The organism is Pseudidiomarina woesei (assembly GCF_001418345.1).
Taxonomy (GTDB): Bacteria; Pseudomonadota; Gammaproteobacteria; order Enterobacterales; family Alteromonadaceae; genus Pseudidiomarina; species Pseudidiomarina woesei.
Map to the genome: position 1 here is coordinate 706645 of NZ_LIPW01000001.1, position 25708 is coordinate 732352.

Consider the following 25708-nt stretch of genomic DNA (forward strand, 5'->3'; position numbering starts at 1 on the left):
TTTAACCACTAAGAATCAATACGATTTTCTTGCCACTGCTTCTCTTTTGCTGCACGTTTTTCGGCGCGAGCTTCTTCAGCCATACGTGCTTTTTTATCATCGCAGGGGTCTTTGCAGTCACAGGCTTTCTCCATTCCCAATGCAGAAATACCACCACAACTACCTGAAATAGACTTTTTCTGAGCTAAAAAGCCAACAGACATGGCAAGAACAACTACCAACATGATGACGAATACAGCGATAAAAACGCCCATGTGGACCTCCTGAGCTACTGCTCAAATCGTTTAAATGCAGTACTAGTGTACTCTTTAAAAGCTTCATTTTCACGGGTAACTAGCAATACCGCTAGGCCCTTTTGTTCAGCGAACGCCAACGCCTGCTCTGGCCCCATAACTGTGAGCGCCGTTGCATAGGCATCTGCATCCATGCAGGAGTCAGTGATAACGGTTACCGACACTAAATTATGCTGAATTGGATAGCCAGTACGCGGATCAATAATATGCGAATAACGTACGCCATTCTCTTCAAAGTAATTGCGATAATCACCCGAAGTTGCAACCGCACTATTTCCAGGTTCTATAACCCGTTGCACAGAGCGGTCAAGTGACACCGGTTGCTCAATAGCTATGCGCCACGGTTTAGAGCCAGGTTTCGACCCTTTCATACGCATTTCACCGCCAATCTCGACCAAATAGTTTTTAATTTCCATTTGTTCAAGCAGCACCGCAACACGATCAACCCCATAGCCTTTGGCAATCGTTGATAAATCAACATATAGATCAGGAATTGCTTTGCGTAATTGGTGATTGTCGACCGATAAATGCTGGTAACCAATTTGATCACGTACTTCAGCCAGCTCAGTCTCAGTAGGAACTTTATCTGGCCGTGCCAATGGCCCGAACCCCCACAAATTCACTAACGGGCCTACGGTGACATCAAGCAGCCCATCGGTTTCGGCCCCAATTTCCAGCGCTCGGCGCACCACGGTTTCAAGCGCACGCGACACCACTACCGGCTCGGTTGTGTATCGTTGGTTAAATTGCGACAACTCTGACTGCGGGTCATAGGTCGACATTTGGCTATTGATCTGCTGTAACACCGCATCTACACGCTCTTTGACTTTTTCAGGAGCATGCCGAGGGTTCGCCGTCACATAGCGAATATGGTAGGTGGTACCCATAGTTTCGCCAGAAACTGACAACTGTTGCGGTGCAGGAGTACATGAAACGAAAAAGGCCAGCCCCAATAGGGCTAGCCAAATTCGTAGAAACGATGATGTCATCATTTTCTAGCCACCGAAGTCATCCAATAAGATGTTCTCGTCTTCGACACCAAGATCTTTTAGCATCTTGATAACCGCAGCGTTCATCATCGGTGGTCCACACATGTAGAACTCACAATCTTCAGGCGCTTCGTGGTCTTTCAGATAGTTTTCGTACAACACGTTGTGGATAAAGCCTGTGTAACCTTCCCAGTTATCTTCTGGTTGTGGGTCAGACAAGGCTACGTGCCATTCAAAGTTGTCGTTTTCACGCGCCAACATGTCGAAATCTTCAACATAGAACATTTCTTTCTTCGAACGTGCACCGTACCAGAACGTCATTTTACGATCTGTGTTCAAGCGGCGTAATTGGTCGAAGATATGTGAACGCATAGGCGCCATACCCGCACCACCACCGACAAACACCATTTCTGCTTTGGTGTCTTTCGCGAAGAACTCACCAAACGGACCAGAAATAGTTACTTTGTCACCCGGCTTCAAGCTAAAGATGTACGATGACATTTGGCCTGGCGGTAAGCTCATATCACGCGGAGGCGGCGTAGCAATACGCACGTTCAGCATAATAATGCCTTTCTCGTCTGGGTAGTTCGCCATAGAGTAAGCGCGAATAACTTCTTCGTTTACTTTCGACTCAAGGTTAAAGAATCCAAAGTGCTCCCAGTCGCCACGGAATTTATCTTCAATGTCGAAGTCTTTGAATTTCACGTGGTGCGGCGGACATTCAATTTGAATATAACCACCAGCGCGGAATGGAACTTCTTCGCCTTCAGGCAACTGCACTACGAATTCTTTAATAAACGTAGCAACGTTGTTGTTTGATTTAACCGTACAGTCCCATTTACGAATACCGAATACTTCTTCTGGAAGTTCGATTTTCATATTCTGCTTGACGTTAACCTGGCACGATAAACGGCAGCCTTCACGTGCTTCTTTACGGTTAATGTGGTCACGTTCCGTTGGCAGAATTTCACCGCCACCTTCTTTGATAACCACGCGGCACTGACCACATGAGCCACCGCCACCACACGCTGACGATACGAAAATACCAGCATTCGCCAATGCGCCAAGCAATTTGGTGCCTGGCTGCGTGGTGATTTTCTTGTCTTCGTCATCGTTAATTAAAATCTCGACATCACCCTGAGGGACCAATTTTGATTTGGCGAACATAATCACCGCAACCAAAATCAATACAATCAAGGTAAACATGCCTACGCCGAGCGCTATTAGTGTCAAATCTTGCCCTTGCATCGACTTGTACCTCTACTTAATACGTTATCGTTCGTAACCGGATGAAATTAGAGTGAAATGCCTGAGAAAGACATAAACCCTAAACCAATTAGACCCACCGACATAAAGGTGATGCCTAAGCCACGCAAACCATCAGGTACGTCCGCATATTTCAGCTTTTCACGTACTGCGGCTAACGCCACAATCGCTAGCGCCCAGCCAACACCACCGCCAATACCGTAAACCACACTTTCAGTGAAGGTGTAGTCACGCTCTACCATGAATGATACGCCACCAAAGATGGCACAGTTCACTGTAATTAACGGAAGGAAGATACCAAGTGCGTTATACAACGCCGGCACGTACTTATCTAATGCCATTTCTAGAATTTGTACCAACGCCGCAATAACGCCGATAAAGGTCAAGAAACGCAAGAAACTTAAGTCTGCATCTGGAAAACCAGCCCAATCTAGCGCACCTGGCGCCAAAATGTTGTGGTAAACCAAGTTATTCGCTGGTACTGAAATACCCAATACCACGATAACAGCAACGCCCAAACCAAAAGCTGTGGTTACTTTCTTAGATACCGCCAAGAAAGTACACATACCAAGGAAGAACGATAACGCTAAGTTTTCAACGAAAATCGATTTAATAAATAAACTGATATAGGCTTCCATGGTCTGCTCCTTATTCCTTCGGCTCTACTTGTTCAGTACGGAAGGTACGCAGTACCCAGATAAAGCCACCGATAATGAAGAAGGCGCTTGGCGGTAATACCAACAAGCCGATTGGTTGATACCAACCACCTTCAGAAGCCAGTGACATGATCTGATAGCCAAACAGGCTACCTGAGCCGAACAGTTCGCGCACAAAACCAACGGTAAGCAATACCACCGAGTAGCCCAAGCCGTTACCAATACCGTCTAGGAACGACAACATAGGCGGGCTTTTCATTGCATATGCTTCTGCGCGACCCATAACGATACAGTTGGTGATAATCAAACCAACGAATACCGACAGTTCCTTCGCAATGCTGTATGCATATGCACGAAGCACTTGGTCTACAACAATTACCAAGCTCGCAATAATCGTCATTTGTACAATAATCCGCACACTTGAAGGAATATGGTTACGGATAATTGAAATAAACAAGTTCGAAAACGCCGTTACTAAGGTTAGTGCAATACACATAACCACGGTGTTTTCCATTTTCGACGTTACTGCCAACGCCGAGCAAATACCTAAAATTTGTAAGGCAATCGGGTTGTTGGCAAAAATCGGCCCAAATAGAACCTCTTTGACTTCTTTTGCACTGGCCATTAGTTCAGCTCCCCTTTACGAATTTTATCGAACAGTGGGCCATAAGCCTTGTCGCTAAACCAGAACTGCATGGTGTTTTCCACACCGTTACTGGTTAAGGTTGCGCCCGAAAGTGCATCAATATCATGCGCTTTATCTGTCACGTTTTTAGTAACATCTAAGGCAACACTGCCGTTGTCATAAATTTCTTTACCTTCCCAGCTAGCCACCCAGTTTGGATTCTGGATTTCGCCACCTAGACCTGGCGTTTCTGAGTGCTCGTAAAAGTTAAGCCCCTTAATGGTGTTCATGTCTGGCGCAATGGCCATCAAACCATACATGGTGCCCCACAGGCCATAACCACGTACATACACCACAACAGTCTCTAACGCGCCGTCGTTGCCGTTAATAAAGTAAACTTTGGCAACGTCTTCGCGCGAGCCAATGCCAGCTACATCATTACTTTTTTCAAGCTTAGTGCCTAAGCCTGCTTTCTTAGCTGACGCAATTGGGTCGTAGTCAGTCGCGCTTTTGCCGTCAACACTGTCTACCGTTTCTAACGTGTTCAAGTTAATCAAGCGCGTTTCAACACGCTGGTTAAAAATCTCGACCACGTTGGTTTCAGGGGTTAACAAGCCGGCTGCATCTAACACGTTACGCTGCATGTCTAATGCTGCGTTCTTTTCTTGAATTGGTTTCAAACCAACCGCTGAGCCAGCCACGATAATCGCACACACTAAACAGAGGGCGATAACGACAAAGAGCGTTTTGCCGAGTGATTCGTTTTTATTAGCCATTGCGTGCCATTCTCCGTTTAATGTTTGATTGAACAACAAAGTGGTCAAACAGCGGGGCAAATACGTTAGCAAACAAAATTGCCAGCATAATGCCTTCTGGATACGCAGGGTTTACCACACGGATAAGAACTGTCATTGCGCCAATTAAGAAGCCGTAATAGAACTTACCTTTATTGGTGAATGAAGCCGATACTGGGTCAGTTGCCATAAACATCATACCGAAGGCAAAACCACCAACAACTAAGTGCCAGTACCATGGCATAGCGAACATTGGATTGGTGTCGCTGCCAATAACGTTAAATAACAACGACAGCGCTAACATACCCACGAACACACCTGACACAATGCGCCACGAAGCGATACGGAAGTAAATTAACGCCAAACCGCCAATAAGAATCATTAGGGTAGACACTTCACCCATTGAGCCTTGAATGTTACCTAAGAAGGCATCCATCCACAGGTCCATATTAGCAATGTAGTCTGTTGTCTGTGTCGCTTGGCCTAACAAGGTTGCGCCCGAGAAACCGTCAACTGCGGTCCATACTTGCTCACCAGAAATAGACGCTGGAAACGCAAAGTATAAGAACGCACGACCAGTCAGCGCAGGGTTCAAGAAGTTACGGCCAGTACCGCCGAAAATTTCTTTACCAATAACCACACCGAAGGTAATACCCAAAGCAACTTGCCACAATGGCATGGTGGCTGGAAGCGTTAACGCAAACAGTACCGAAGTTACGAAGAAGCCTTCGTTAATTTCGTGCTTACGAACTGACGCAAACAACACTTCCCAGAAACCGCCAACAATAAACGTGGTGGCATACACAGGAACAAAGAAACACGCACCGTAGAATAGTTTTCCGGCCCAGCCTGCAGTGCTTAAATCACCGCCTAATGCAGTAAACAAGCCCACTTGCCAAATATCAGCCAATTCATAGCCGTTTACCAACGCCATCGCAGCTTGGTTACCGATGTTGTACATCCCCCAGAACATAGCAGGGAAGGTCATCATCCATACCAAGATCATGATGCGCTTCAAATCAACGCTATCTTTTACGTGGGTCATGCCTTTGGTAACTTTACCTGGCGTATAGAAAATAGTCGCTGCAGCTTCGTATAAGGCGTACCACTTCTCGTACTTGCCGCCTTTTTCGAAGTTTGGCTCTATCTTCTCGAGGAAATTTTTCAAGCCCATGATCAGCCCTCTTTCTCAATTTCGGTCAACATGTTACGCAACACAGGACCGTACTCGTATTTGCCTGGGCAAACATAAGAACACAGTGCTAAGTCCTCTTCGTCCAACTCTAAACAACCCAATTTTTGAGCCTGTTCAGTGTCGCCAGAGAGCAAGTCACGTAGCAAAATCGTTGGCAAAATATCAAGCGGCATCACGCGCTCGTAGTTGCCGATTGGCACCATCGAACGGTCTGAGCCGTTGGTGGTTGTGGTCATTGCGAATAGTTTTTTCGGGCTCAAGTGGCCTAAATAAGCGCGGGTTACCGAGTGCTGATTTACACCAGGCTTGATCCAACCCAAGAATTCTTTGTTATCGCCTTCAGCCAATACGCTCACTTGGTTATGGAAACGACCTAACCACTGATGAGCGTCATCAACTTTGTGACCATTTAAAACTGAACCTGAAATAACGCGGTTTTTGCCTTGCGCTAACTCGCCTTTGGTCAGTTCACGCACGTTGGCGCCCATGCGAGTGCGCAATAAACGTGGTTTTTTCGCCGCTGGCCCACCTAAGGCAACCACACGGTCAGTAAACAATTCGCCGGTAGTAAATAATTTACCGTAGGCAATCACGTCCTGATAACCAATATGCCAAACGTGTTTGGTCATTGATACTGGGTTCAAGAAATGAATATGGGTACCGACTAAGCCAGCTGGATGTGGCCCTTTCGCGCTTTCCAACTGAACTTTTGCGTCGCCTGTGTCAACGGTAGCGTCAGCAGCTTTCACTACAAACACTTTACCTTGAGTAAGGTTACCCAATACTTTCAAACCGTCGATGAAAGCTTGCTTGTTCTCGTTGATGATTAACGCTGGGTCAGCCGCTAGTGGGTTGGTGTCCATAGCGTTGACAAAAATTGCGGTAGGCTCTGCATCTAGCTTCGGTGAACGACTAAATGGACGGGTTCGCAACGCAACCCATTGACCTGAGTTGTTCAGTTGCTCAACCACTTTAGCGCGATCAAGCCCTGCTAAGTCTGCGCTGTCGTACTTGGCAAAGGTTTCTTGCTCGTCGCCGTCAATTTCAATGACAACAGCTTGCAGAACACGCTTTGCGCCACGCAGTACGTCTTTCACAACGCCGGCAGCAGGTGCAGTAAATTTAACCCCTGGGTTTTTCTTATCTTCGAAAAGTACCTGGCCTTTTTTAACGCGGTCCTCAACCTTGACATGCATGGTTGGGCGCATACCCACATACTCTTCACCCAGTACGGCAACGGTGGTGATGGCTTGGCCATCTTCGATAGTTTGCACTGGCGCACCCGAAATCGGGATATCCAGCCCTTTCTTGATCGTAATCATACGCGTTTGCACTACTCGTTAGGGAAGATTAATCTTATTCCAGCGCGCGCTTTCAAACGTAAGAAAACCTAAGCTTGAAAGCCCACACTGACCAAATTCTGTCCATTTTCACCTAGGGCGCGCATTTTAGCACTTTTAGTTGCTAAAACAAAACCGATATTAGCTATTCGATATTAGATATTAGTCGCTAATACCGGAGCCATTTTGCTAATATCCAATATCTATTAGCTAATAGCGCCGTTGTTGTTTTACCAGGTGACAACGGGGTTGACGTCGGCGTCGTAGTCCACACCCTCAATACCAAACCCAAACAACTTCAAGAAATCACTGTGATAGCCTGCATAGTCCGCTAAGTCATGGAAATTTTCTTGCGTGACTTGGTGCCACAACTTTTCCACTTTTGCTTGCGTTGCGTCATTCGTCTCCCAGCCGTTCATGAACAAACGGCCTGCTTCGTCAAGCTCAGGGTCAACGCCGTACAAACCATCGCGCAGCAAACGGTGCGTTTGTTCGATACAACCCTCATGGGTGCCCTCTTCTTTCATCACTCCGTAAATTAGCGAAATATATAGGGGCATCACTGGAATAGCAGAACTTGCTTGAGTGACCAGCGCTTTCAATGATGACACGTAAGCTTCAAGGTTTAAGTCGGTATAACGCGTGCGCATGGCCGCAGCTGCACGGTCTAAATCTTCTTTTGCTTTACCAATAGTGGCGTGACCATAAATTGGCCAAGTTAGCTTTTTACCAATATAGGTATAGGCCGTGGTCTTGGCATTAGGGGCTAGCACGCCGGCATCATGCAGCGCAGCCAACCATAACTCCCAGTCTTCACCGCCCATTACTTTAATGGTTTGCTGAATTTCGTCATCGTTAGCTGGCTCTAACGTAATTTCAGTCACTTGGTCTTTGTCGGTGTGATAGGTTTTAGTGGTATAGGCTTGCCCAATTGGCTTCAAGGTAGAGCTATACAGGTCGCCAGTTACTGGGTCTTTACGCTTGGGTGATGCAAGGCTGTAAATTACCAAGTCAACTTGGCCCAAATCTTGTTTAATCTTCTCAATAACTTCTTGCTTGATTTCGTTTGAGAACGCATCGCCATTAATGGTATGAGCGTACAAGCCTTCTTGTTCAGCGGCGTTATGAAACGCTGCGGTGTTATACCAGCCGGCTGTTGCGGTTTTCTTCTCGCTTGGCTCTTTTTCAAAACACACGCCTATGGTTTTCGCGCCAGCACCAAATGCAGCGTTGATACGTGTGGCTAAGCCATAGCCGGTAGAACAACCGATAACCAAAACACGCTGCGGCACCTTGTTTAAAGGCGCTTGTTGCTTCACATAATCAATTTGTTGCTGCACGTGTGCTGCGCAGCCTACAGGGTGAGCATTGGTACAAATAAAGCCACGGATTTTTGGTTGAATGACCATTGTATCGGTTCCTATTTTATGAATTCGAGTCTTTCGTTATTTGGTATAAATGCCGACTAGTGTAACCGACCACCCACAGACAAGTGATCTGAGCTGTTAACCGAGCGCGTGTTTAGTTGTTATCGAGCTGACTTCCACCACGACAAGCAGGTGAGTCTGGCACCTGATGCAGTTGCTGCCACTCAGTCGGGCTATAAACATGCAACGCGAGAGCATGAACGGGCCCGGCAAGTTCGTCCGCTAACACCTTATTAACGGCACGGTGGCGCTGCAACAGACGCATACCATCGAACTGCTCACACACGGCAATCACTTTAAAATGGGAATCATTGCTTGGCGTGCCATGCATATGACTTTCATTCACAACCGAGAGATAAACAGGCTGTAGTTGGTGTTGTAGTTTTGCTTCAATATGTTGCTGGAGATCTGTCATGGTTACACCTAGTAGCACCTAGTTAATCGTTAGCATCCAGTGAGCTATAACAAATAGAGGTATCACGACCAATTTTAGCAAAGGCATTGATAATATTCGGTTCAGGCTCGTTTGGTCGGTAAGCAAGTTGATAAACCTGGCTGCCAAAGTTACCAGACAGCTGATAGAGCAGCACATTGTGTTTCATATATAAATCAGCCAACTGTTGCAGCCCTTCATCGCGCCCTGGCGGAAATGCAGAAGTTTCTCCTACCAGTCGCCAGCGGCGTAATTCTTCGCGCTCGGCTAACAACGCCGTATTCACGCGATCACGACAAAAACTAAGCTGAATAACACTATTAGAAAGAGCCCAGCCGGCGCCGGGTAATTGCTGCCGATCTATGTCACGAACCTGCTGCAGCCGCAACTCTTGCTCTGGCGCTTGCCGTTCTGCCCCACAAGCACTGAGTAGAATCAGCAAACTCATGACTGTTAACTTTGAAACAACGGTATGCAATGTGGACATGTCTGCGCAGCTCTCACAGCTTGATTTTTAGGAAGAACAATAAGCGCAGTATAAATGGATAACGGTCATTAAAAAAGGGAGGAGGACTATCCGTGTCCAGATGAGGTTGTATCAATCCTTGAGTACCACCTCAAATCCATGGCGCAATACTAATCGATGTTTTTTTGCATTTCAATTACAATTTAACAACAAAATTATAAGTAATTATTTTATAAGTTAATTTAGTGTAAATTTTTTCTAATTATTAGCCGATTCCTGCTCAGGGCTTACCAGCGCTACAATTTGCCATCCAGCCTTAGGTTCAAAGGTTTGGTCAGCACTAAATAAATGACAAAAACCACGTTCATCAAGCGCATATAATGGTAACGCTCTGTTACCATAACGATCCTGATAATCGTCATAGTGGAATGACTCCGTTAACGCTGTGGTTTTCACGCTTGCCCCTTGAAACGTTAAGCTAGCGAGCTTTGAGAACGTCACGCCCTTGCCAAATAGTTTCAGGCGATTACGATAAACTTCAGGCAGTTGATTACGAGCCGGCGCGTCGTGATCAGTACTATGCAATGCAAAAATTTTCTCGTCATCGAACCAGTCCATAAAATGCATCGCTACGACTGGGTTTAATTGCCGGTATGGCGAAAGTATTAAAACGTTGCCAATGCCGGTTAAATCCATGTTGTTTTCCGCATGCTCCGATGTTGGATTACCAAAATAGACTGGTAGATTTTCCATTCGAGCCTGCTTGATGTGTTCCCAGTTAGTATCTGCCAGTAACACTGGAAATTTGTTCTCTTGCAGCGACTTGGCAATTAACCGTGCGGTTGGGTTCGCGCCAAATATTAAGAAGCCACGAGCCGGCGGCTCGCGCAATTTAAGTGCGTGCGCCAGCGGTTTCGCAGTTAAGCTTTGCAACACCACCGTGCTTAAAATAACCAAGAACACCAGTGGTACAAGTAATTCAGCCTGCTGCCAACCGCCTTGTTGCATTTTCAATGCAAACAACGCCGACACCGCTGCCGCGACAATACCGCGCGGTGCAATCCAGCTTAGTAATATTTTTTCTTTAAAAGAGGTTTGGGTACCTATGGCTGACACCCAGACGCTCAGCGGTCGCACCACAAAAATAATCACCGCCAATAGAATAATTGCCGGCACACCCAATGAGTTGAAGGCCTCTGGTTGCAGCCGCGCTGCCAAAATAATGAACAAGCCAGAAATGAGCAGTACTGACAGCGTTTCTTTAAATTCCAGAATATCGTCTAAGTCTAAGCCTCTCATGTTGGCCATAACCATACCCATGACGGTTACCGTCAGAAGCCCTGATTCGTGCTGTAGCGCATTTGAAACCGCAAACACACCAAGTACCACGGCCAAGGTGGCGACATTTTTTAAGTAATGCGGGAAAATACTTTTCAGTAGCGCCCAGCCCAACAACTTGCCGCCGGCAAAACCAAGCGCAAAACCTACCCCAATAGTGGTGGCAAAAGCCTGTAATGCTTGTGACCAACCCGCGCCTTGGCTAGCAACAATAAACTCGTAAACCAATACCGCCAATAGCGCGCCAATCGGGTCAATGATAATACCTTCCCAACGCAGAATATTTCCCAGTCGCGCAAGTGGTCGTACTGACCGTAACATGGGCATGATCACCGTCGGCCCCGTCACCACCACAAGGGCACCAAATAAGGCGGCTAGCTCCCACGTAAAGCCAATTAAATAGTAAGCGGCAATCGCAATAGCCACCCAGGTTATGACCATACCCACACTAACCAAATTAGTTACCATGCGGCCATGCCCACGAATTTCATCAAACTTAAGCGTAAGAGCGCCCTCGAATAGAATAATCGCAACTGAAAGCGACACGACAGGAAATAAAATGTCACCAAAAATAGCGTCTGGGTCCATTACACCAAACACCGGCCCGACTAAAATACCAACAATAAGTAACGGCAAAATGGCTGGCACTTTCATGCGCCAAGCACCCCATTGGCACAATATAGACAGCACCCCAATTAGGGCCAAAGCGGACATATTTGACATAAAGCTTCCTTTTCCAAAAATTTCCAATCTAGTTGTTGATAATAATTCTCATTTGCGCGAAACTATTTGTAGGTACCAAATGCGAATCAATATCGTTCGTTATCTTTTTTCGATATACTTCACTCATTCTTTATAGAGGCAAAAACGAGGGAATTATCTATGCTACGCAAAGTTTTAACCCTAACAGCCATTGCTGCAAGTTTAACAGCAACAGTAGCACAAGCCGCTACCGTTAACGTATATTCAGCGCGCAAAGAAGCGCTTATTAAACCAGTTCTTGAAAAGTTTACCGCAGAAACCGGCATTGAAGTACGCCTTTTAACCGGCGGTGGCGATGCATTATTAGCGCGTCTGCAAAACGAAGGGGAAAACACCCCTGCCGATTTATTCTTGACGGTAGACGCCGGTAATTTACACCGTGCTGCTGAAGCCGATGTATTTCAACCTATTACTTCAGATACTGTGTTGACACGTGTGCCGGATCACTTACAAGGCACTGACAACTTGTGGGTAGGTTTAAGTTTACGAGCTCGGCCAATTTTCTACGTGGCTGATCGGGTTGACCCTAGCCAGTTGAATGGCTATGAAGATTTAGCCAAGCCTGAGTGGAACAAAAAAGTTTGTATTCGCTCATCAGACAATATTTACAACCAGTCATTAACCGCCGCGCTGATTGAGCACTGGGGTGAAGAGAAAACCCAAGCTTGGGCAGAAGGCTTAGTCAACAACTTAGCCAAACCTCCGGTCGGCGGCGATCGCGATCAACTTAAAGCAGCGGCCGCCGGCGTTTGTGACCTTGCCGTTGCTAACACCTATTATTTTGGCCTCATGCAAACAGGCGACGACGCAGAACAACGCGAAGCTGCTAGTAAGTTGAAAATTTTCTGGCCTAACCAAGACAGCTTTGGCACTCACGTTAACGTGTCGGGTATTGGTTTAACCAAACATGCAAAAAACAAAGCCGCCGCACAACAACTGGTTGAATTCTTGCTCACCGCCGAGTCGCAAGCTTGGTACGCCGCCACTAACAATGAATACCCAGCGGTAGAAGGGGTTGAGTGGAGCGAAACCTTGCAAGCGTGGGGCGAATTCCAAGCCGATGATTTATCCATGACCGTGCTTGGCGAAAACAACGCTGAAGCTGTCAAGCTCATGAACCGGGCTGGTTGGCGTTAATGCGCCAGTTATTGCGCAGCAAAACTTGGCGTCAGCTTTCTTTAGTGGCAACGGCCGTCGTTATTGGCGTGCCGTTGCTGGTAATTTGTTGGTCCGTTCTGCAATTAGCAACTGCGCAAGACTTCTCTACTTTAAGCCATTTATGGCAAACCGTAGTACCAGAATACATTAGCCATTCATTATGGTTATTAATTGGTGTGGCTATTGGGGTAATTAGCTTAGGGGTTGGCACCGCTTGGTTAACAACCGCGTGTCGCTTCCCAGGCCAACGGCTATTAAGTTGGGCGCTGCTATTACCGCTAGCCATGCCAGCCTATATTACCGCTTACACCTATACCGGTATGCTCGACTTTGCAGGGCCAGTGCAAAGCGCGCTGCGTGACTGGTTCGGTTGGAGTTACGGCGATTACTGGTTTCCGCAAATACGCAGCCTTGGCGGTGCCATTGCCGTATTAAGCTTAGTGCTCTTTCCTTACGTTTATTTAATTACCCGCGCTACTTTTCTACAACAGTCGGCCACCACCCTTGAAGCAGGCCGTAGTTTGGGCTTAAACCCGTGGCAGTGTTTTTGGCGTCTTGCTATTCCGCTTGCGCGCCCCGCTATTGTTACCGGTGCCACCTTAGCACTGATGGAAACACTAGCCGATTACGGTACCGTGCAGTACTTTGGGGTAACTACCTTTACCACCGGAATTTTCCGTACTTGGTATGGCCTTGGCGACCTGCAAGGTGCACTGCAACTGGCGGCGATGCTTTTAGTTGCAGTTATACTGCTTATTTTCATTGAACGTTGGTCACGTAGCCAAGCCCGCTACGACCAGCGTAGCAACCGCCCTGCTCCACCATTTGAATTGCGTGGTGGTAAGGCCTTGTTGGCTAGTATTGCCTGCTGGTTGCCATTAGTATTTGGTTTTATTTTACCGGCCTTACAATTAGCTAGCTGGTCTATTGAACGCTCTGAAGTATGGTTGCAATCCAGTTTCTGGCAACTCACGTTTAATAGCTTTTGGCTGGCATTTTTAGCCGCCTTACTCGTGGTCGTGCTAGCTTTATGGTTAGCGTATGGCCGTCGCCAAATACCAACCCGCCTGGTACGCACCAGCGTCGCCTTTGCCGGCTTAGGCTATGCCATTCCTGGGTTAGTTATTGCCGTGGGTTTGATCATGGTATTAACCAGTGTCGACCACGGTATTATTGCTTTGAGCAAAGCCTGGTTTGGTTATAATCCAGGCTTATTATTGTCAGGCACCGTGTTTGCCCTATTGTTTGCCTACGCAGTGCGCTTTTTAAGTGTGTCGTTGCAAACCATCCAATCTGGCTTAGTTGAAATACGCCCAAGCATGGACGAAGCCGCACGCATACAAGGTTACACACCATTTCAGGTACTGCGTAAAATTCATTTGCCGCTGTTACGCCCAAGCGTATTTACCGCACTGATACTAGTTGGCGTAGACGTACTCAAAGAGCTTCCAGCCACCCTAGTATTACGTCCATTTGACTTTAATACGCTTGCCGTACGCGCTTATGAAATGGCAGGAGATGAGCGCTTGGCCGATGCTGGTCCGCCTGCACTCATGATGGTGTTAGTTGGCCTAATTCCGGTTATTTTGTTGTCGCGCGCTATGTTAAAATCGCAGCAATCTGCCTTAAAGGAGCAAGATTTTGTCCCGGTTACAGCTTAATAAAATACACATTAGTTTTGGTGCACAACACATTGTGCGCGGTGTTAGCTTAACGCTGGAACAAGGCGAGATTGGCTGTTTACTCGGCCCAAGTGGTTGCGGAAAAACCACCTTACTGCGTGCCATTGCGGGCTTTCAGAACCTGCAAAGCGGCAACATTCAAATTGACGGCAACGAAGTATCCAATAACGACTATACGCTGCCCGCTGAAAAGCGCGGTGTTGGTATGGTATTTCAAGACTTTGCGTTGTTTCCTCATCTGAACGTGGCCGACAATATTAGTTTCGGTATGCGTAAAGCCTCCGCCCAAGAACGTCGACAACGGGTTGACGAATTGCTTGATCGTGTCGGCTTGCCGGGCTATCACAAACGCTTTCCACATGAATTATCAGGCGGCCAGCAACAACGTATTGCGCTTGCGCGTGCGCTGGCCCCAAAACCGGGCTTATTGCTGCTTGACGAGCCATTTTCTAGTTTAGATGCGGAATTACGCGAGCGTTTAGCCGTTGAAGTGCGTGAATTATTAAAAAAAGAAGGGATAACCGCCCTTTTAGTAACTCATGATCAGCAAGAAGCCTTTGCTATGGCAGACAAAGCCGGCGTTATGTATCAGGGTGAATTGTTACAGTGGGACACGCCGTACCAGCTCTACCACCAGCCTCGTCACCAATTAGTAGCTGACTTTATTGGTCACGGCGTATTGTTACAAGGAATCGTCAATACCGAAGGCTCGTTAGCCTCGCCACTAGGTATGCTTGAACACCCGAGCTTACAACAAGTGGCAGCAGGCACTCCGGTAAGCTTCTTAGTGCGCCCAGATGATGTCGTAACTGACGATAACTCACGCTTGCGCGGTATAATTAAAGCACGCGGCTTTCGCGGTGCTCATAACCTGTACACCGTGGAACTACCTAGCGGCATTGAAATTCTTACATTAAGTCCTTCTCATGAGGGCTACAGTGTCGGCAGTGAAATTGGCCTGCGCCCAGAGTTTGATCATTTGGTCGTATTTGCCGCTGACCACTGCGAGCTACCGGGCTTTCATGACCAAGCCCCTACCGTTCAACCGTTACCTAGCGTATTACCAAAAGCGAAGTCGGCGTAGCAGCAAAAATTCAACCACCGCAATCACAGCCAAAGCCGCGCTAAACATCCAAAAAGCACGGTCATCTTCTACGCCTGGCATACCGCCAATGTTGATACCGAACAGGCCAGTTAGAAAACTAATCGGTAAGAACACCCCCGCCACCATAGAAAGCCAGTAGGTATTGCGGTTCATCTTTTCTGCCACGTCTTGCTGCAAATGTTCGCGCAGCATCCACACTTGCTCCAGCAGCATTTCCATATTTTCTAGCTCACGGTGAGTGTTATCGCGCTCGTTAATCAGCCACTGTATCCATTCCGCATCGAACCACTTCGGCGCATCGGCCGCTAGGCGGTCTAGCGCAGTTAATTGTGGGCGCACAAACCGAGTCAACTTCAACAAACGCCGATGCAGCAAGGTTAAGTCTTTTTGGCGTTGCCCAGTCGTGCCAATTTCATCGTCTTCTAACCGCTCCATTTCTGCTTCAATGAGGTCTTGAAGTTGCTCAATTTTGTTGGTCATTTCATCCACTAACACCAACAAAAAGTCAGCCAAGGTTTCAGGCCCTTGCTGCGCTTCAAGCATTCGCTGTACCACTTGCACCGAAGCCACAGGTCGCTTACGAAAGGTGTATAAATTTCCTTTAAAATACAGCAAGCGTAAACTCACCATATCTTCTTGTTGTGCCCCCTCACCTAAATTCACACCGCGTAAAATTAAAATGAACCCATCATTCAGGCGATCAAATCGTGGTCGCGTATCTTCCTCAAGCACAGCTTCAATAACCGGTTGCGGAATACCGGCATCAAATAACCAGTCTGATAATCCAGCGAGATTACGCTGAAAATGAAACCAACAATGCTGCCGCTCGTGAAAATTTTCCAGCACAGCCTGCGCTGGGTGAGTACTAAAATCCCAGCTATCGATCATAAATTCAGGGCGTGTTAACTGCTTGTCAGTCATAATGATTCCTCTTAATTGCAATATTTTCAGTCTAGTCGCTTCTATATTGATTTCACAAGCCCTAGTTATTCGCGTTAAAATATTGACCAACTTCAAAAAAATACCAAGGAATACTATGTTATTGCCCATTTTGGCCGTTATTTTTGGCCTTGCTCTGCTGGTTTGGAGCGCAGATAAGTTCGTTGAAGGCGCTGCAGCCACCGCAAATCACTTAGGCATGCCGGCGTTATTAATCGGTATGGTGATTATTGGTTTTGGTACCTCGGCACCTGAAATGGTGGTGTCGGCCCTTGCTTCATCGCAAGGTAACCCAGGGCTTGCATTAGGCAACGCCTTTGGCTCGAACATTACTAATATTGCATTAATTTTAGGCATCACCGCGCTACTAGCACCTATAGCGGTGGCTAGCCAAGTGTTGAAACGTGAAGCGCCGATTTTAATCGCCATCACCATTTTGGTCGCTTGGCCATTAGTTGATGGCGTTATTACCGCACTTGAAGCTTGGATATTATTGGCGGTTTTTGCGCTTTATATGGGCTGGAGCATTTACCAAGGCATGACCAGCAAAGAAGACACTCTTAGCACCGAGTTCGACCAAGAAATTCAAGCTCATAGCATGCCGCTTGGGCGCGCTGTCATGTGGTTAGTTGTTGGTTTGATCCTGCTTATTGTAAGCTCGCGTATATTGGTTTGGGGCGCTGTTGATATCGCCACCGCACTTGGCGTAAGCGACTTAATTATCGGTTTGACCGTAGTCGCTGTAGGCACTTCATTGCCAGAACTCGCTTCTGCAATTGCCGCGGTACGCAAAAATGAGCATGACCTGGCTTTGGGCAACGTTATTGGCTCGAACATGTTTAACACCTTAGCGGTGGTCGGCATTGCCGGTGCCATACACCCAATTGACCTAGAACCCCTAGTGTTAAGCCGCGACTGGTTAGTCATGGCCGCCTTAACCTTTATGCTGTTGATTTTTGCGTTTCGCCCTAACAAGCGACCAAATCGCATAAATCGTATTCATGGTGGTATTTTTGTGGCTTGTTATATTGGTTATACCGTTTACCTTATTCAAACAGGATTTATGGCATGAATTTAAGCACTCAATACACGGCACAAAGACTCGGCTTTCTCGGCTTGCTGCCGTTTATTGGGCTAACTGTAGCGGCGCTACTCGACCTTTGGGCGCCGCTTGCCATTGAGCTTTTCATTCTTTATAGCGCGATTATTTTTAGCTTTCTTGGTGGCATTCATTGGGGCTTGGTTATGCTCTCAGCCGACACCAACCACAGCCGCGCCCTGCACTGGAGCATGTTGCCCTCCATTGCGGCCATCGCCACATTAGTGTTTCACAACCTGCCACTGACCTGTGACACCACCTTAGCCACACTCAGCATCTTAGCGTTGTTACACCTGTTCTGGCTCAACTACGAACGCCGCAAACTGAGCGCGCACCCCTGGTACCTAGAATTACGTGGCCGCCTCACATTCACCGTCACCGCCCTCCACATCATCCTCCTCATCATTAGCCTGTAGCCCGGCGTTCCACGCCGGGTGGCGCGCAGCGCCGTGATTGCTGAACTGATCAACGGTGTAAGCCGGGTGGCGCGCAGCGCCGTGATTGTCGAATTGAACAACGGTGTAAGCCGGGTGGCGCGCAACGCCGTGATTGTCGAACTGAACAACGGTGTAAGCCGGGTGGCGCGCAGCGCCGTGATTGTCGAATTGAACAACGGTGTAAGCCGGGTGGCGCGCAGCGCCGTGATTGCTGAACGTTGCATTTGAATTCAAGAATAACCGTGGCTTCGCCACGTCCCGGCGTAAAACGCCGGGCTACACTTTTCTGGTTGCGAATCATTCTCGTTTGTATTATCATTAGTGACACATTCAAATGGAGTCATTCATGTACGTCTGTCTATGCAAAGGTGTCACAGATAAAACCATCCGTCGCGCCGTCGACGATGGCTTAAGCAGCATGCGCGAACTACGCCAGCAATATGGTGTAGGAAGCCAATGTGGCTGCTGTACTCAGTGCGCCAAAGACATCGTTAAAGACGCCGTTGCCGAGCGCAATGAACGATTAAAATCAGAAACTTTAGTACCAGTACTTTTTTGCCCATAGAGGTGTGCTACGCTTAAGCTGTTATCAAACATAACAGTAAGGAACAGTACACATGAAAGGCGATAGCCACGTTCTGCAGGAGCTCAACCGAGTTCTTACCCGCAAATTAACCGCAATAAACCAGTATTTTTTACATGCTCGCATGTACAAAAACTGGGGTTTTGGCGAACTCAACAGCGCAATCTACAAAGCATCTATTTACGAAATGAAACACGCCGATGACATTATTGAGCGTATTTTATTCTTAGGCGGTCTCCCTAACCTGCAAGATCTCGGCAAATTATTCATTGGCGAAGACCCTCATGAAATGCTGCAGCTTGATAAAAAAGTACAGCTAGACGATGTGCTGGCTATTCGTGCGGCAATAAAGATTTGCGAAGACGCCCAAGACTACGTTAGCCGTGACGAGCTCACCGAAATTCTAGAGCAACAAGAAGAGCATTTAGATTGGCTTGAAACTCAACTCGATCTTATCGACAGCATTGGTGTTGCGAATTACTTGCAAACCAAGCTCGATAGCTAATCTGTAACTAAAGGAGCCGTTATGAGTTTAGATAATCAAGCTGTGGTTGAGCAATTAAACAAGCTGCTTGCCTATGAGTTAACCTCAATTGATCAGTACACCGCGCATTCGCGTATCTATGAAGACATGGGCTTAAATAAGCTGTATGAGCGTATTAATCACGAAGTGGACGACGAGCGCGGGCACGCTGATTTACTTATTCGCCGCATTTTATTCTTGGGCGGAAAACCCAACATGAATGGCCGCGAACCACATGCAATTGGTGCCGATGTACCCACCATGTTGGCCAATGACCTTGAACTTGAGTATGGCAATGCCCGTACCTTACGCAGCGTGATTAAATTCTGTGAAAATGCCGGTGACTATGTCAGTCGCGATATGCTCATTACCATTTTGCGCGACACCGAAGAAGACCATGCATACTGGTTGCGTCAACAACTTGAGCTTATCGACAAACTTGGTCTACAGCTCTATTTACAGGCACAAATGGGATAATTCTGCATGGAGCAGTTTTTAACTGAAGTGAGCCAACTATTTGGTTGGCTAGAAACCGAGCTATTTAAAGTCGGCGAAACCGTCATTACTTACGGCTCGGTATTCCGCGTGGTGGTTATTTTAATCGTCACCTATATTGCGTCACGACTTCTACAGAACGGCTTGCGCCGCATTGCGAGTTATCGCAAATCCATGGCGCAGTCATCTGTGTATGCCCTTACCCGCATTACCCATTATGTGGTGATGGTTATCGGTTTTTTGATTGCCGTGGCCTCTATCGGCATTGACCTAACTAAGTTTGCAATTTTCGCCAGTGCCTTAGGTGTGGGTGTCGGTTTTGGCTTACAAAACCTCATCAGCAACTTTACCGCCGGTATTATGTTGCTATTCGAGAAAACACTCAAAGTTGGCGACTTTGTTGAGCTCGAGTCGGGTGTTACTGGCGAAGTGAAAGAAATTAATATTCGCAGCACCATAATTACCACCAACGACAACATCGACATTATTGTGCCGAATTCAGAGTTTGTTGCTGGGCGCGTGACCAACTGGACCATGCGCGACACAATTCGCCGCTTAAAAGTTGGATTTGGCGTGGCGTACGGCACCGACAAAGAATTGGTACGCAAAGCCGTATTAGAAGCAGCTGAACGAGTACCGCACACGCTTGACGACGGTAGCCATCGCCCACCCCAAGTGTGGTTAACTGAATTTGGTGACAGTTCGCTAAACTTTGAGCTTGTCGTGTGGCTAAAACCTGAAGCGGTAAACCGCCCAAGTGCGGTGAAAGCCGCATTTATGTGGGAAATTCACACGTCGCTTGAAGAATATGACATTGAAATTCCGTTTCCGCAGCGCGACTTGCACATTAAAAGCTGGGACGATGATGCCAAGCTTGCGATGGTGCAACAGGCAAAAAAAAGCAGCACCGCTAAACGTTCTAAAAAACGCCCAGAAAACGATGCTGCCGATGAGCTATAACCTTTGCGTTTAGCTCAAACGTTCACGTAATTCGTCAATGCAGGTGGGGTCATCAATGGTTGATGGCACCACCACTTCTTCGCCGTCAGCCAATTGCCGTAAAACGCGCCGCAGAATTTTCCCCGAACGCGTTTTTGGTAACCGTGGCACAATCAGAATTCGCTTCAAGCAGGCCACCGCACCAATTTCGTCACGTACTAACTGTACCAAACGCTCACTTAATTCATTATCGGCTATGGTTACGCCATCTTTAGTAATAACTAAACCCACTGGTACCTGGCCTTTTAAGCTGTCCTGTACGCCAATAACGGCGCATTCAGCTACCGCAGAGTCTTTGGCTAATATTTCTTCCATTTCACCGGTCGACAAACGATGCCCAGCAACGTTAATGACATCGTCGGTGCGCCCCATAATGAATACATAACCGTCGTCGTCTTTGTAGCCACCGTCACCACTGCTGTAATAGCCTTTAAATTCGCTTAAATAACCTTGTTCAAAACGCGCATCGTCGCCCCAAATTGTGGTTAAACAACCTGGCGGAAGCGGCAATTTAATGGCGACGGCTCCTTGCTCGCCGGTCGCCACTTCAGCGCCTTTGTAATCTAAAATTCGAACGTCATACCCCGGCAACGGCAAGGTGGCCGAGCCTGGTTTAATCGGGTGTTCAGCAATGCCGACAGGGTTCGCACAAATGGGCCAGCCCGACTCAGTTTGCCACCAATGATCGTAAACTGGCTTGCCGGTAATTTCCGTCGTCCATTCATAGGTTGGCGGATCTAAACGCTCGCCCGCCATGTAAATACGCTCTAGCTTTGACAAGTCATACTGCTCTAGGAAATTACCTTCGGGGTCTTCTTTTTTCACCGCACGAAAAGCCGTTGGCGCCGAAAACAACACATTCACCCCATACTCGGCACAAACCCGCCAAAATGCGCCAGCATCTGGTGTCCGCACTGGCTTGCCTTCGTACAGCACCGTGGTCGCCCCGGCCAATAAAGGCCCATACACAATATACGAATGGCCAACCACCCAACCCACATCAGAAGCCGTAAACATCACTTGGCCTTGCTTAATGCCGTAAACCACGTCCATAGAGTACTTCAGCGCAACCGCATAGCCGCCGGTATCACGCACCACTCCTTTGGGTTTGCCCGTAGTGCCCGAGGTATACAGCACATACAACGGATCGGAACCATGCATCACCGCACACTCAGCCGGCGTGACCTTTTGAATACCCTGCTGCCAATCTATATCACGTGGCGCCTGCAGCTCAGCCTGACACTGCGTGCGTTGGTAAACAATCACATTCGCAGGCTTGTGCTGCGCCAGCTCAATAGCCCTATCAACCATGGGCTTATACGGCAGCACCCTATTCACTTCAACTCCGCACGACGCAGTAATAATCACTTTAGGTTGGGCGTCATCAATACGCACCGCCAGCTCATGCGGCGCAAAACCGCCAAACACCACCGAATGCACCGCCCCCAACCGTGCGCAAGCCAACATGGCAATGGCCGCCTGCGGAATCATTGGCATATAAATCACCACCCTATCGCCTTTTTTCACGTGCTGCTTTTTCAACAACCCGGCGAAAGTGGCCACCGCATCACGCAACTCACGGTAGGTATAACTTGCCTTGCTACCGGTAACCGGCGAGTCATAAATAAGCGCCAGCTGCTCACCACGGCCGTTGTCCACATGATAATCAAGCGCCATAAATGACATATTCAGCTCGCCATCAGCAAACCAGTCGGCCATACCATTTGGCTTCAGCGTGCACGCTTGGCTAGGCTCCTTAAACCAATGCAAATTGCCAGCCTGCTTCAGCCAAAAAGCCTCGGTACGCTGTAGCGATGACTCATATTCTCGTGGGTAGCTCATAATTTTCGTTCCTTGTAACTGCTTATGCCAATAATGTAGCGCGTCTGAGCTTTTTTCCCATTCGACTTAAGTCGGGTGAAATGCAAGGGCGATATTAGCTATTGGATATCAGATATTAGCTAAATACCCGATACATCCGCCTAATATCCAATATCTAATATCTGCTAGCGTTTTTGCTTTTAATGCGTAGTTGATTTGTTAGGGGGTTTTCCCTATCATACCGCCACCTTCAGGAGAGGTGTCCGAGTGGTTGAAGGAGCACGCCTGGAAAGTGTGTATACGCTAACCGCGTATCGAGGGTTCGAATCCCTCTCTCTCCGCCAGATACAAGAGAACCGCCGCTAGGCGGTTTTTTTGTATCTGGTGGAGAGTGCGGACTTGATGAGAACCCTTAGGGTTCGACCAAACGGCAGGATTGCCGTTTGGCACAGCCGCAGGCTGCCCGAAGGGCGAGGGCCATGGATGGCCCGAGTGAATCCCTCGATCGTAGCCAGATACAAGAGAACCGCCGCTAGGCGGTTTTTTATTTCCCGCCGCGATTTCACGCATAAACTTAATAGCGATATCAGATCTTTTATTCATCAAAAATCTGACACCAATTGTTAGTGATTGATTTTGTTTATTTTTTTATTTTTATCATCAAAAAAACCAATCCCAAACCTCCTCCAAATCTCTGATTTCTAGTTGAAAGCAACGCCAACAAGCGTAACTTGAAGTGTTCCGCGAGCTAAACTAAGATAAACAAGGAGGTCAGCTTCATTCATAGTTTTAAATCAAGCGAGTTAGAACAGTTTTATCGTGCAAATGATTCTGAAAAATTACCATTTTTCGAACCAACGCTAACTCAAATCGTTGAGGTTTTGACTGATTTAAATTCGGATAAATTTTTATTCGAAGATTTTTCAAAGCTATGGACCGTATATTGTCATCAACAGTTAAATCTTACGGTGTTAACTGTCAACGGTGTGGAGTCTTGTGGGGCTATAATCTTTGAGTATGAGAAACACATTGTTTTTAATGTCGACTACTTTGCGGAGGTTTAAATAATGTCGATGTCACCAAGCAAAGAACATGAGATTAAACACCCTGGCCAAGTTTTTTACGACCGCTTTTTAGTACGTTACGCCATTTCGGTAGCAGAGGCAGCTCGCAAGCTCTATATGAAACGCGAGCAGCTATCTAGATTTGTCAACGGACGCACTGGCGTTTCGGTTGAGTTAGCCCGCAAACTTGAGGTTGCCACAGGCGTCAGCGCTGAGTACTGGCTGACACGCCAAGCACAATTTGATATCCAACAATCTGCAAATGCGTGCACCATTGTTAAAGCAAAACCCCTTCGTGAGGAGCTTTCCGCTCAGTAGGCGGTCGGCAGCAAGGCCAATATCTGCGGCTACCGGCATTGCTCAATTGCGCGACACTTCATATAGTGGGGTAATAACTCAAGCAATTGGAGCCTGCCCTATGAAGTACTTAGTTGCACAATCAAAATTTGCCTTAGCCAGCTGCGTGCTCGCCCTGAGTTGCGGGTTGGCTAGCATGAGCGCCAGCGCCGCCGACCGCATTACCGGTCATCATTTTGCCACGCGCTCTGAGGCCATGGCCCCAAGCGCAATGGCAGCAACTAGCCAGCCATTAGCCACCCAAGTGGCGCTCGATATTATGCAAGCAGGCGGTAATGCCATAGATGCCGCTATTGCGGCCAATGCCGTTTTAGGGTTGGTTGAACCAACGGGTAACGGCATTGGCGGAGACTTATACGCCATTGTGTGGGACGCCAACGGCAAGCGCTTGCATGGTTTAAATGCTTCCGGCCGCTCGCCGCAGTCACTTAGCCTCGACTATTTTATTGAAAATGGCTATGACGCAATTCCAGCCCGTGGCGTGTTACCTATTTCAGTACCTGGCGCCGTTGACGGCTGGTTTGAGTTACACAACAAATTCGGCAAACTGCCCATGGCCAAGGTACTAGCGCCAGCCATTCATTATGCTGAAAATGGCTTTCCGGTTACCGAAGTTATTGCCTACTACTTCGAGCGCAACGCTGAAGTATTGAAAGACCAACCCGGTTTTGCCGAGGTGTTTATGAAAAATGGTTTGCCGCCGCAAAAAGGCAAGCTGTTTAAAAACCCTGACTTAGCCAACACCTACCGTTTACTCGCCGAGCAAGGCCGCGATGCTTTTTATAAAGGCAACATTGCTAAAACGATTGATGCCTTTGTTGAAAAACACGGAGGCTTTTTAAGTTATGACGACTTAGCGAAGCACTCGTCTACCTGGGTAGACCCCGTATCAACCAATTACCGCGGCTATGACCTGTGGGAACTACCGCCAAATACTCAAGGTATTGCTGCCCAGCAAATACTAAATATTCTTGAGAACTACGACTTGAAAAGCATGGGCTTTGACAGCCCAGAATATGTGCATTTGTTTGTCGAGGCCAAAAAACTAGCCTTTGAAGACCGCGCTAAATATTACTCAGACCCAGCTTTTAATGAAGTACCGGTTCAGGGCTTACTTGACAAGAAATACGCTAAAGAGCGTGCCAAGCTCATTAACATGCAGCGCGCCGGCAAATCTTTTGAGCCAGGAAACCCGCCTACCGAAGGCGATACCATTTACTTAACCACCGCCGATGCACAAGGCAACATGGTGTCGTTAATTCAGAGCAACTACCGCGGTATGGGCTCGGGCGTTACGCCAACCGGCTTAGGTTTTGTGCTACAGAACCGCGGCGAGTTATTTGCCCTTGATAAAAACCATCGCAACGTGTTTGAGCCGGGTAAACGCCCTTTTCACACCATTATTCCTGCGTTTGTCACCAAAGACGGAAAACCGCTGATGAGCTACGGTGTCATGGGCGGCGCAACGCAACCGCAAATGCATGCGCAAATTCTAATCAACATGATCGACTTTGGCATGAACCTGCAAGAAGCCGGTGACGCGCCACGTATTCTGCACACGGGTTCAAGCCAACCGACAGGTGAAGTAATGACCGACGGCGGTGTGGTTAGCCTTGAAAACGGTTTTTCTGATCACACCCGTCGCGAGCTCATTAAAATGGGCCATACCTTGCAAGAAGCCGTCGGCCCGTACGGTGGTTATCAAGCTATCTGGCGCAACCATGAAGAAGGCGTGTATTATGGAGCCTCAGAAAGCCGCAAAGACGGTCATGCGGCGGGGTATTAAGCTAACGGAGAAACAGCCATGGCGTGCAAATTAGCACTGGTGATCGCTTCATGTTTAATCGTAAGTGCATGCGCAA

At 47.7% G+C, this 25708-nt stretch carries 26 protein-coding genes and 1 tRNA gene; 13 read left to right on the forward strand and 14 right to left on the reverse strand.

The genetic code is table 11. The annotated features are described in order from the left end of the window. Positions 1–8 precede the first annotated feature (8 nt). The 12 genes from nqrM to ASC40_RS03580 all read right to left on the reverse strand — a co-directional run bounded on the left by nqrM (position 9) and on the right by ASC40_RS03580 (position 11545). The gene (gene nqrM, locus ASC40_RS03525) at positions 9–254 is read right to left on the reverse strand and encodes a (Na+)-NQR maturation NqrM (protein ID WP_055438369.1); all 246 of its coding nucleotides are present in this window, start codon (positions 252–254) and stop codon (positions 9–11) included. Positions 255–268: 14 nt separating this feature from the next. Next, a complete protein-coding gene (locus tag ASC40_RS03530; protein WP_055438370.1) occupies positions 269–1285 on the reverse strand; it encodes an FAD:protein FMN transferase in 1017 nt (338 codons plus the stop codon). Positions 1286–1288: 3 nt separating this feature from the next. After that, a complete protein-coding gene (gene nqrF, locus ASC40_RS03535) occupies positions 1289–2530 on the reverse strand; it encodes an NADH:ubiquinone reductase (Na(+)-transporting) subunit F (protein ID WP_055438371.1) in 1242 nt (413 codons plus the stop codon). A gap of 47 nt (positions 2531–2577) precedes the next feature. Further along, on the reverse strand, positions 2578–3186 hold the full coding sequence (gene nqrE / locus ASC40_RS03540) for an NADH:ubiquinone reductase (Na(+)-transporting) subunit E (protein ID WP_055438372.1): 609 nt from the start codon (positions 3184–3186) through the stop codon (positions 2578–2580). Between the two features lie 10 nt (positions 3187–3196). Continuing rightward, the gene (locus ASC40_RS03545; protein WP_055438373.1) at positions 3197–3829 is read right to left on the reverse strand and encodes an NADH:ubiquinone reductase (Na(+)-transporting) subunit D; all 633 of its coding nucleotides are present in this window, start codon (positions 3827–3829) and stop codon (positions 3197–3199) included. Further along, a complete protein-coding gene (locus tag ASC40_RS03550) occupies positions 3829–4605 on the reverse strand; it encodes a Na(+)-translocating NADH-quinone reductase subunit C (RefSeq protein ID WP_055438374.1) in 777 nt (258 codons plus the stop codon). The genes ASC40_RS03545 and ASC40_RS03550 overlap by 1 nt, the downstream gene beginning before the upstream one ends. After that, positions 4598–5797 (reverse strand): NADH:ubiquinone reductase (Na(+)-transporting) subunit B, encoded by a 1200-nt coding sequence (locus tag ASC40_RS03555; RefSeq protein ID WP_055438375.1) that lies wholly within the window; start codon positions 5795–5797, stop codon positions 4598–4600. Before ASC40_RS03555 ends, ASC40_RS03550 begins: the two co-directional genes overlap by 8 nt. Before the next feature lie 2 nt (positions 5798–5799). Continuing rightward, positions 5800–7140, reverse strand: a complete 1341-nt coding sequence (locus ASC40_RS03560) for a Na(+)-translocating NADH-quinone reductase subunit A (RefSeq protein ID WP_055438376.1) — start codon at positions 7138–7140, stop codon at positions 5800–5802. A gap of 248 nt (positions 7141–7388) precedes the next feature. Next, positions 7389–8567 carry an enoyl-ACP reductase FabV gene (gene fabV, locus ASC40_RS03565; RefSeq protein WP_055438377.1) on the reverse strand — a complete coding sequence of 393 codons (1179 nt, stop codon included), beginning with the start codon at positions 8565–8567 and terminating at the stop codon, positions 7389–7391. Between the two features lie 112 nt (positions 8568–8679). Beyond that, complete coding sequence (locus ASC40_RS03570; RefSeq protein WP_055438378.1) at positions 8680–9000, reverse strand: BolA family protein; 321 nt, start codon at positions 8998–9000, stop codon at positions 8680–8682. Positions 9001–9022: 22 nt separating this feature from the next. Then, on the reverse strand, positions 9023–9505 hold the full coding sequence (locus tag ASC40_RS03575; protein ID WP_211256852.1) for a hypothetical protein: 483 nt from the start codon (positions 9503–9505) through the stop codon (positions 9023–9025). A gap of 237 nt (positions 9506–9742) precedes the next feature. Beyond that, positions 9743–11545: a cation:proton antiporter gene (locus tag ASC40_RS03580; protein WP_055438380.1), complete on the reverse strand. Its 1803-nt coding sequence runs from the start codon at positions 11543–11545 to the stop codon at positions 9743–9745. Positions 11546–11704: 159 nt separating this feature from the next. Here ASC40_RS03580 and ASC40_RS03585 point away from each other — a divergent pair, with 159 nt between their 5' ends. From ASC40_RS03585 to ASC40_RS03595, 3 genes are read left to right on the forward strand one after another with little or no spacing between them, the layout of a single operon-like run. Continuing rightward, positions 11705–12721 carry a Fe(3+) ABC transporter substrate-binding protein gene (locus ASC40_RS03585; protein ID WP_055438381.1) on the forward strand — a complete coding sequence of 339 codons (1017 nt, stop codon included), beginning with the start codon at positions 11705–11707 and terminating at the stop codon, positions 12719–12721. Next, positions 12721–14403 carry an ABC transporter permease gene (locus ASC40_RS03590; RefSeq protein ID WP_055438382.1) on the forward strand — a complete coding sequence of 561 codons (1683 nt, stop codon included), beginning with the start codon at positions 12721–12723 and terminating at the stop codon, positions 14401–14403. Before ASC40_RS03585 ends, ASC40_RS03590 begins: the two co-directional genes overlap by 1 nt. Then, positions 14381–15508 carry an ABC transporter ATP-binding protein gene (locus ASC40_RS03595; protein ID WP_425415054.1) on the forward strand — a complete coding sequence of 376 codons (1128 nt, stop codon included), beginning with the start codon at positions 14381–14383 and terminating at the stop codon, positions 15506–15508. Before ASC40_RS03590 ends, ASC40_RS03595 begins: the two co-directional genes overlap by 23 nt. On the opposite strand, the gene ASC40_RS03600 is transcribed toward ASC40_RS03595, so the two are convergent. Beyond that, positions 15485–16450 (reverse strand): CorA family divalent cation transporter, encoded by a 966-nt coding sequence (locus tag ASC40_RS03600; RefSeq protein ID WP_055438383.1) that lies wholly within the window; start codon positions 16448–16450, stop codon positions 15485–15487. The genes ASC40_RS03595 and ASC40_RS03600 overlap by 24 nt on opposite strands. Positions 16451–16565: 115 nt before the next feature. Between ASC40_RS03600 and ASC40_RS03605 the strand changes: the two genes are divergently transcribed. From ASC40_RS03605 to ASC40_RS03635, 7 genes are all read left to right on the forward strand, one after another. After that, complete coding sequence (locus tag ASC40_RS03605) at positions 16566–17540, forward strand: calcium/sodium antiporter (protein ID WP_055438384.1); 975 nt, start codon at positions 16566–16568, stop codon at positions 17538–17540. Beyond that, positions 17537–17983: a DUF3429 domain-containing protein gene (locus tag ASC40_RS03610; protein WP_055438385.1), complete on the forward strand. Its 447-nt coding sequence runs from the start codon at positions 17537–17539 to the stop codon at positions 17981–17983. Before ASC40_RS03605 ends, ASC40_RS03610 begins: the two co-directional genes overlap by 4 nt. A gap of 33 nt (positions 17984–18016) precedes the next feature. Next, positions 18017–18232 (forward strand): hypothetical protein, encoded by a 216-nt coding sequence (locus tag ASC40_RS03615; RefSeq protein ID WP_141656092.1) that lies wholly within the window; start codon positions 18017–18019, stop codon positions 18230–18232. A gap of 118 nt (positions 18233–18350) precedes the next feature. After that, positions 18351–18569, forward strand: coding sequence for a bacterioferritin-associated ferredoxin (locus ASC40_RS03620; RefSeq protein ID WP_055438387.1), 219 nt, complete (start codon positions 18351–18353; stop codon positions 18567–18569). A gap of 52 nt (positions 18570–18621) precedes the next feature. Then, on the forward strand, positions 18622–19092 hold the full coding sequence (bfr, locus tag ASC40_RS03625; protein ID WP_055438388.1) for a bacterioferritin: 471 nt from the start codon (positions 18622–18624) through the stop codon (positions 19090–19092). 21 nt (positions 19093–19113) lie between these two features. After that, complete coding sequence (gene bfr / locus ASC40_RS03630) at positions 19114–19587, forward strand: bacterioferritin (protein WP_055438389.1); 474 nt, start codon at positions 19114–19116, stop codon at positions 19585–19587. A gap of 6 nt (positions 19588–19593) precedes the next feature. Then, positions 19594–20565, forward strand: a complete 972-nt coding sequence (locus ASC40_RS03635) for a mechanosensitive ion channel family protein (protein WP_055438390.1) — start codon at positions 19594–19596, stop codon at positions 20563–20565. Positions 20566–20574: 9 nt separating this feature from the next. Here ASC40_RS03635 and ASC40_RS03640 read toward each other — a convergent pair whose 3' ends face one another. Further along, on the reverse strand, positions 20575–22446 hold the full coding sequence (locus ASC40_RS03640) for an acetate--CoA ligase (RefSeq protein ID WP_055438391.1): 1872 nt from the start codon (positions 22444–22446) through the stop codon (positions 20575–20577). A gap of 232 nt (positions 22447–22678) precedes the next feature. On the opposite strand from ASC40_RS03640, the gene ASC40_RS03645 reads away from it, so the two are divergent. The 3 genes from ASC40_RS03645 (at position 22679) to ggt (ending at position 25632) form a co-directional block, all read left to right on the forward strand. Beyond that, positions 22679–22769 (forward strand) — tRNA-Ser (locus ASC40_RS03645). A 723-nt stretch (positions 22770–23492) separates the two neighbouring features. Continuing rightward, entirely contained in the window at positions 23493–23807 is a 315-nt protein-coding gene (locus ASC40_RS03650) for a HigA family addiction module antitoxin (protein WP_055438392.1), read from the forward strand. Between the two features lie 175 nt (positions 23808–23982). After that, the gene (gene ggt / locus ASC40_RS03655; protein ID WP_245622184.1) at positions 23983–25632 is read left to right on the forward strand and encodes a gamma-glutamyltransferase; all 1650 of its coding nucleotides are present in this window, start codon (positions 23983–23985) and stop codon (positions 25630–25632) included. Positions 25633–25708 lie beyond the last annotated feature (76 nt).

Excerpts from the sequence above, each read along its gene's own strand:
- nqrM (WP_055438369.1), bottom strand. The coding sequence starts at position 254 with ATGGGCGTTTTTATCGCTGTATTCGTCATCATGTTGGTAGTTGTTCTT.
- ASC40_RS03530 (WP_055438370.1), bottom strand. The coding sequence starts at position 1,285 with ATGATGACATCATCGTTTCTACGAATTTGGCTAGCCCTATTGGGGCTG.
- nqrF (WP_055438371.1), bottom strand. The coding sequence starts at position 2,530 with ATGCAAGGGCAAGATTTGACACTAATAGCGCTCGGCGTAGGCATGTTT.
- nqrE (WP_055438372.1), bottom strand. The coding sequence starts at position 3,186 with ATGGAAGCCTATATCAGTTTATTTATTAAATCGATTTTCGTTGAAAAC.
- ASC40_RS03545 (WP_055438373.1), bottom strand. The coding sequence starts at position 3,829 with ATGGCCAGTGCAAAAGAAGTCAAAGAGGTTCTATTTGGGCCGATTTTT.
- ASC40_RS03550 (WP_055438374.1), bottom strand. The coding sequence starts at position 4,605 with ATGGCTAATAAAAACGAATCACTCGGCAAAACGCTCTTTGTCGTTATC.
- ASC40_RS03555 (WP_055438375.1), bottom strand. The coding sequence starts at position 5,797 with ATGGGCTTGAAAAATTTCCTCGAGAAGATAGAGCCAAACTTCGAAAAA.
- ASC40_RS03560 (WP_055438376.1), bottom strand. The coding sequence starts at position 7,140 with ATGATTACGATCAAGAAAGGGCTGGATATCCCGATTTCGGGTGCGCCA.
- fabV (WP_055438377.1), bottom strand. The coding sequence starts at position 8,567 with ATGGTCATTCAACCAAAAATCCGTGGCTTTATTTGTACCAATGCTCAC.
- ASC40_RS03570 (WP_055438378.1), bottom strand. The coding sequence starts at position 9,000 with ATGACAGATCTCCAGCAACATATTGAAGCAAAACTACAACACCAACTA.
- ASC40_RS03575 (WP_211256852.1), bottom strand. The coding sequence starts at position 9,505 with ATGTCCACATTGCATACCGTTGTTTCAAAGTTAACAGTCATGAGTTTG.
- ASC40_RS03580 (WP_055438380.1), bottom strand. The coding sequence starts at position 11,545 with ATGTCAAATATGTCCGCTTTGGCCCTAATTGGGGTGCTGTCTATATTG.
- ASC40_RS03585 (WP_055438381.1), top strand. The coding sequence starts at position 11,705 with ATGCTACGCAAAGTTTTAACCCTAACAGCCATTGCTGCAAGTTTAACA.
- ASC40_RS03590 (WP_055438382.1), top strand. The coding sequence starts at position 12,721 with ATGCGCCAGTTATTGCGCAGCAAAACTTGGCGTCAGCTTTCTTTAGTG.
- ASC40_RS03600 (WP_055438383.1), bottom strand. The coding sequence starts at position 16,450 with ATGACTGACAAGCAGTTAACACGCCCTGAATTTATGATCGATAGCTGG.
- ASC40_RS03605 (WP_055438384.1), top strand. The coding sequence starts at position 16,566 with ATGTTATTGCCCATTTTGGCCGTTATTTTTGGCCTTGCTCTGCTGGTT.
- ASC40_RS03610 (WP_055438385.1), top strand. The coding sequence starts at position 17,537 with ATGAATTTAAGCACTCAATACACGGCACAAAGACTCGGCTTTCTCGGC.
- ASC40_RS03620 (WP_055438387.1), top strand. The coding sequence starts at position 18,351 with ATGTACGTCTGTCTATGCAAAGGTGTCACAGATAAAACCATCCGTCGC.
- bfr (WP_055438388.1), top strand. The coding sequence starts at position 18,622 with ATGAAAGGCGATAGCCACGTTCTGCAGGAGCTCAACCGAGTTCTTACC.
- bfr (WP_055438389.1), top strand. The coding sequence starts at position 19,114 with ATGAGTTTAGATAATCAAGCTGTGGTTGAGCAATTAAACAAGCTGCTT.
- ASC40_RS03635 (WP_055438390.1), top strand. The coding sequence starts at position 19,594 with ATGGAGCAGTTTTTAACTGAAGTGAGCCAACTATTTGGTTGGCTAGAA.
- ASC40_RS03640 (WP_055438391.1), bottom strand. The coding sequence starts at position 22,446 with ATGAGCTACCCACGAGAATATGAGTCATCGCTACAGCGTACCGAGGCT.
- ASC40_RS03650 (WP_055438392.1), top strand. The coding sequence starts at position 23,493 with ATGTCGATGTCACCAAGCAAAGAACATGAGATTAAACACCCTGGCCAA.
- ggt (WP_245622184.1), top strand. The coding sequence starts at position 23,983 with ATGAGCGCCAGCGCCGCCGACCGCATTACCGGTCATCATTTTGCCACG.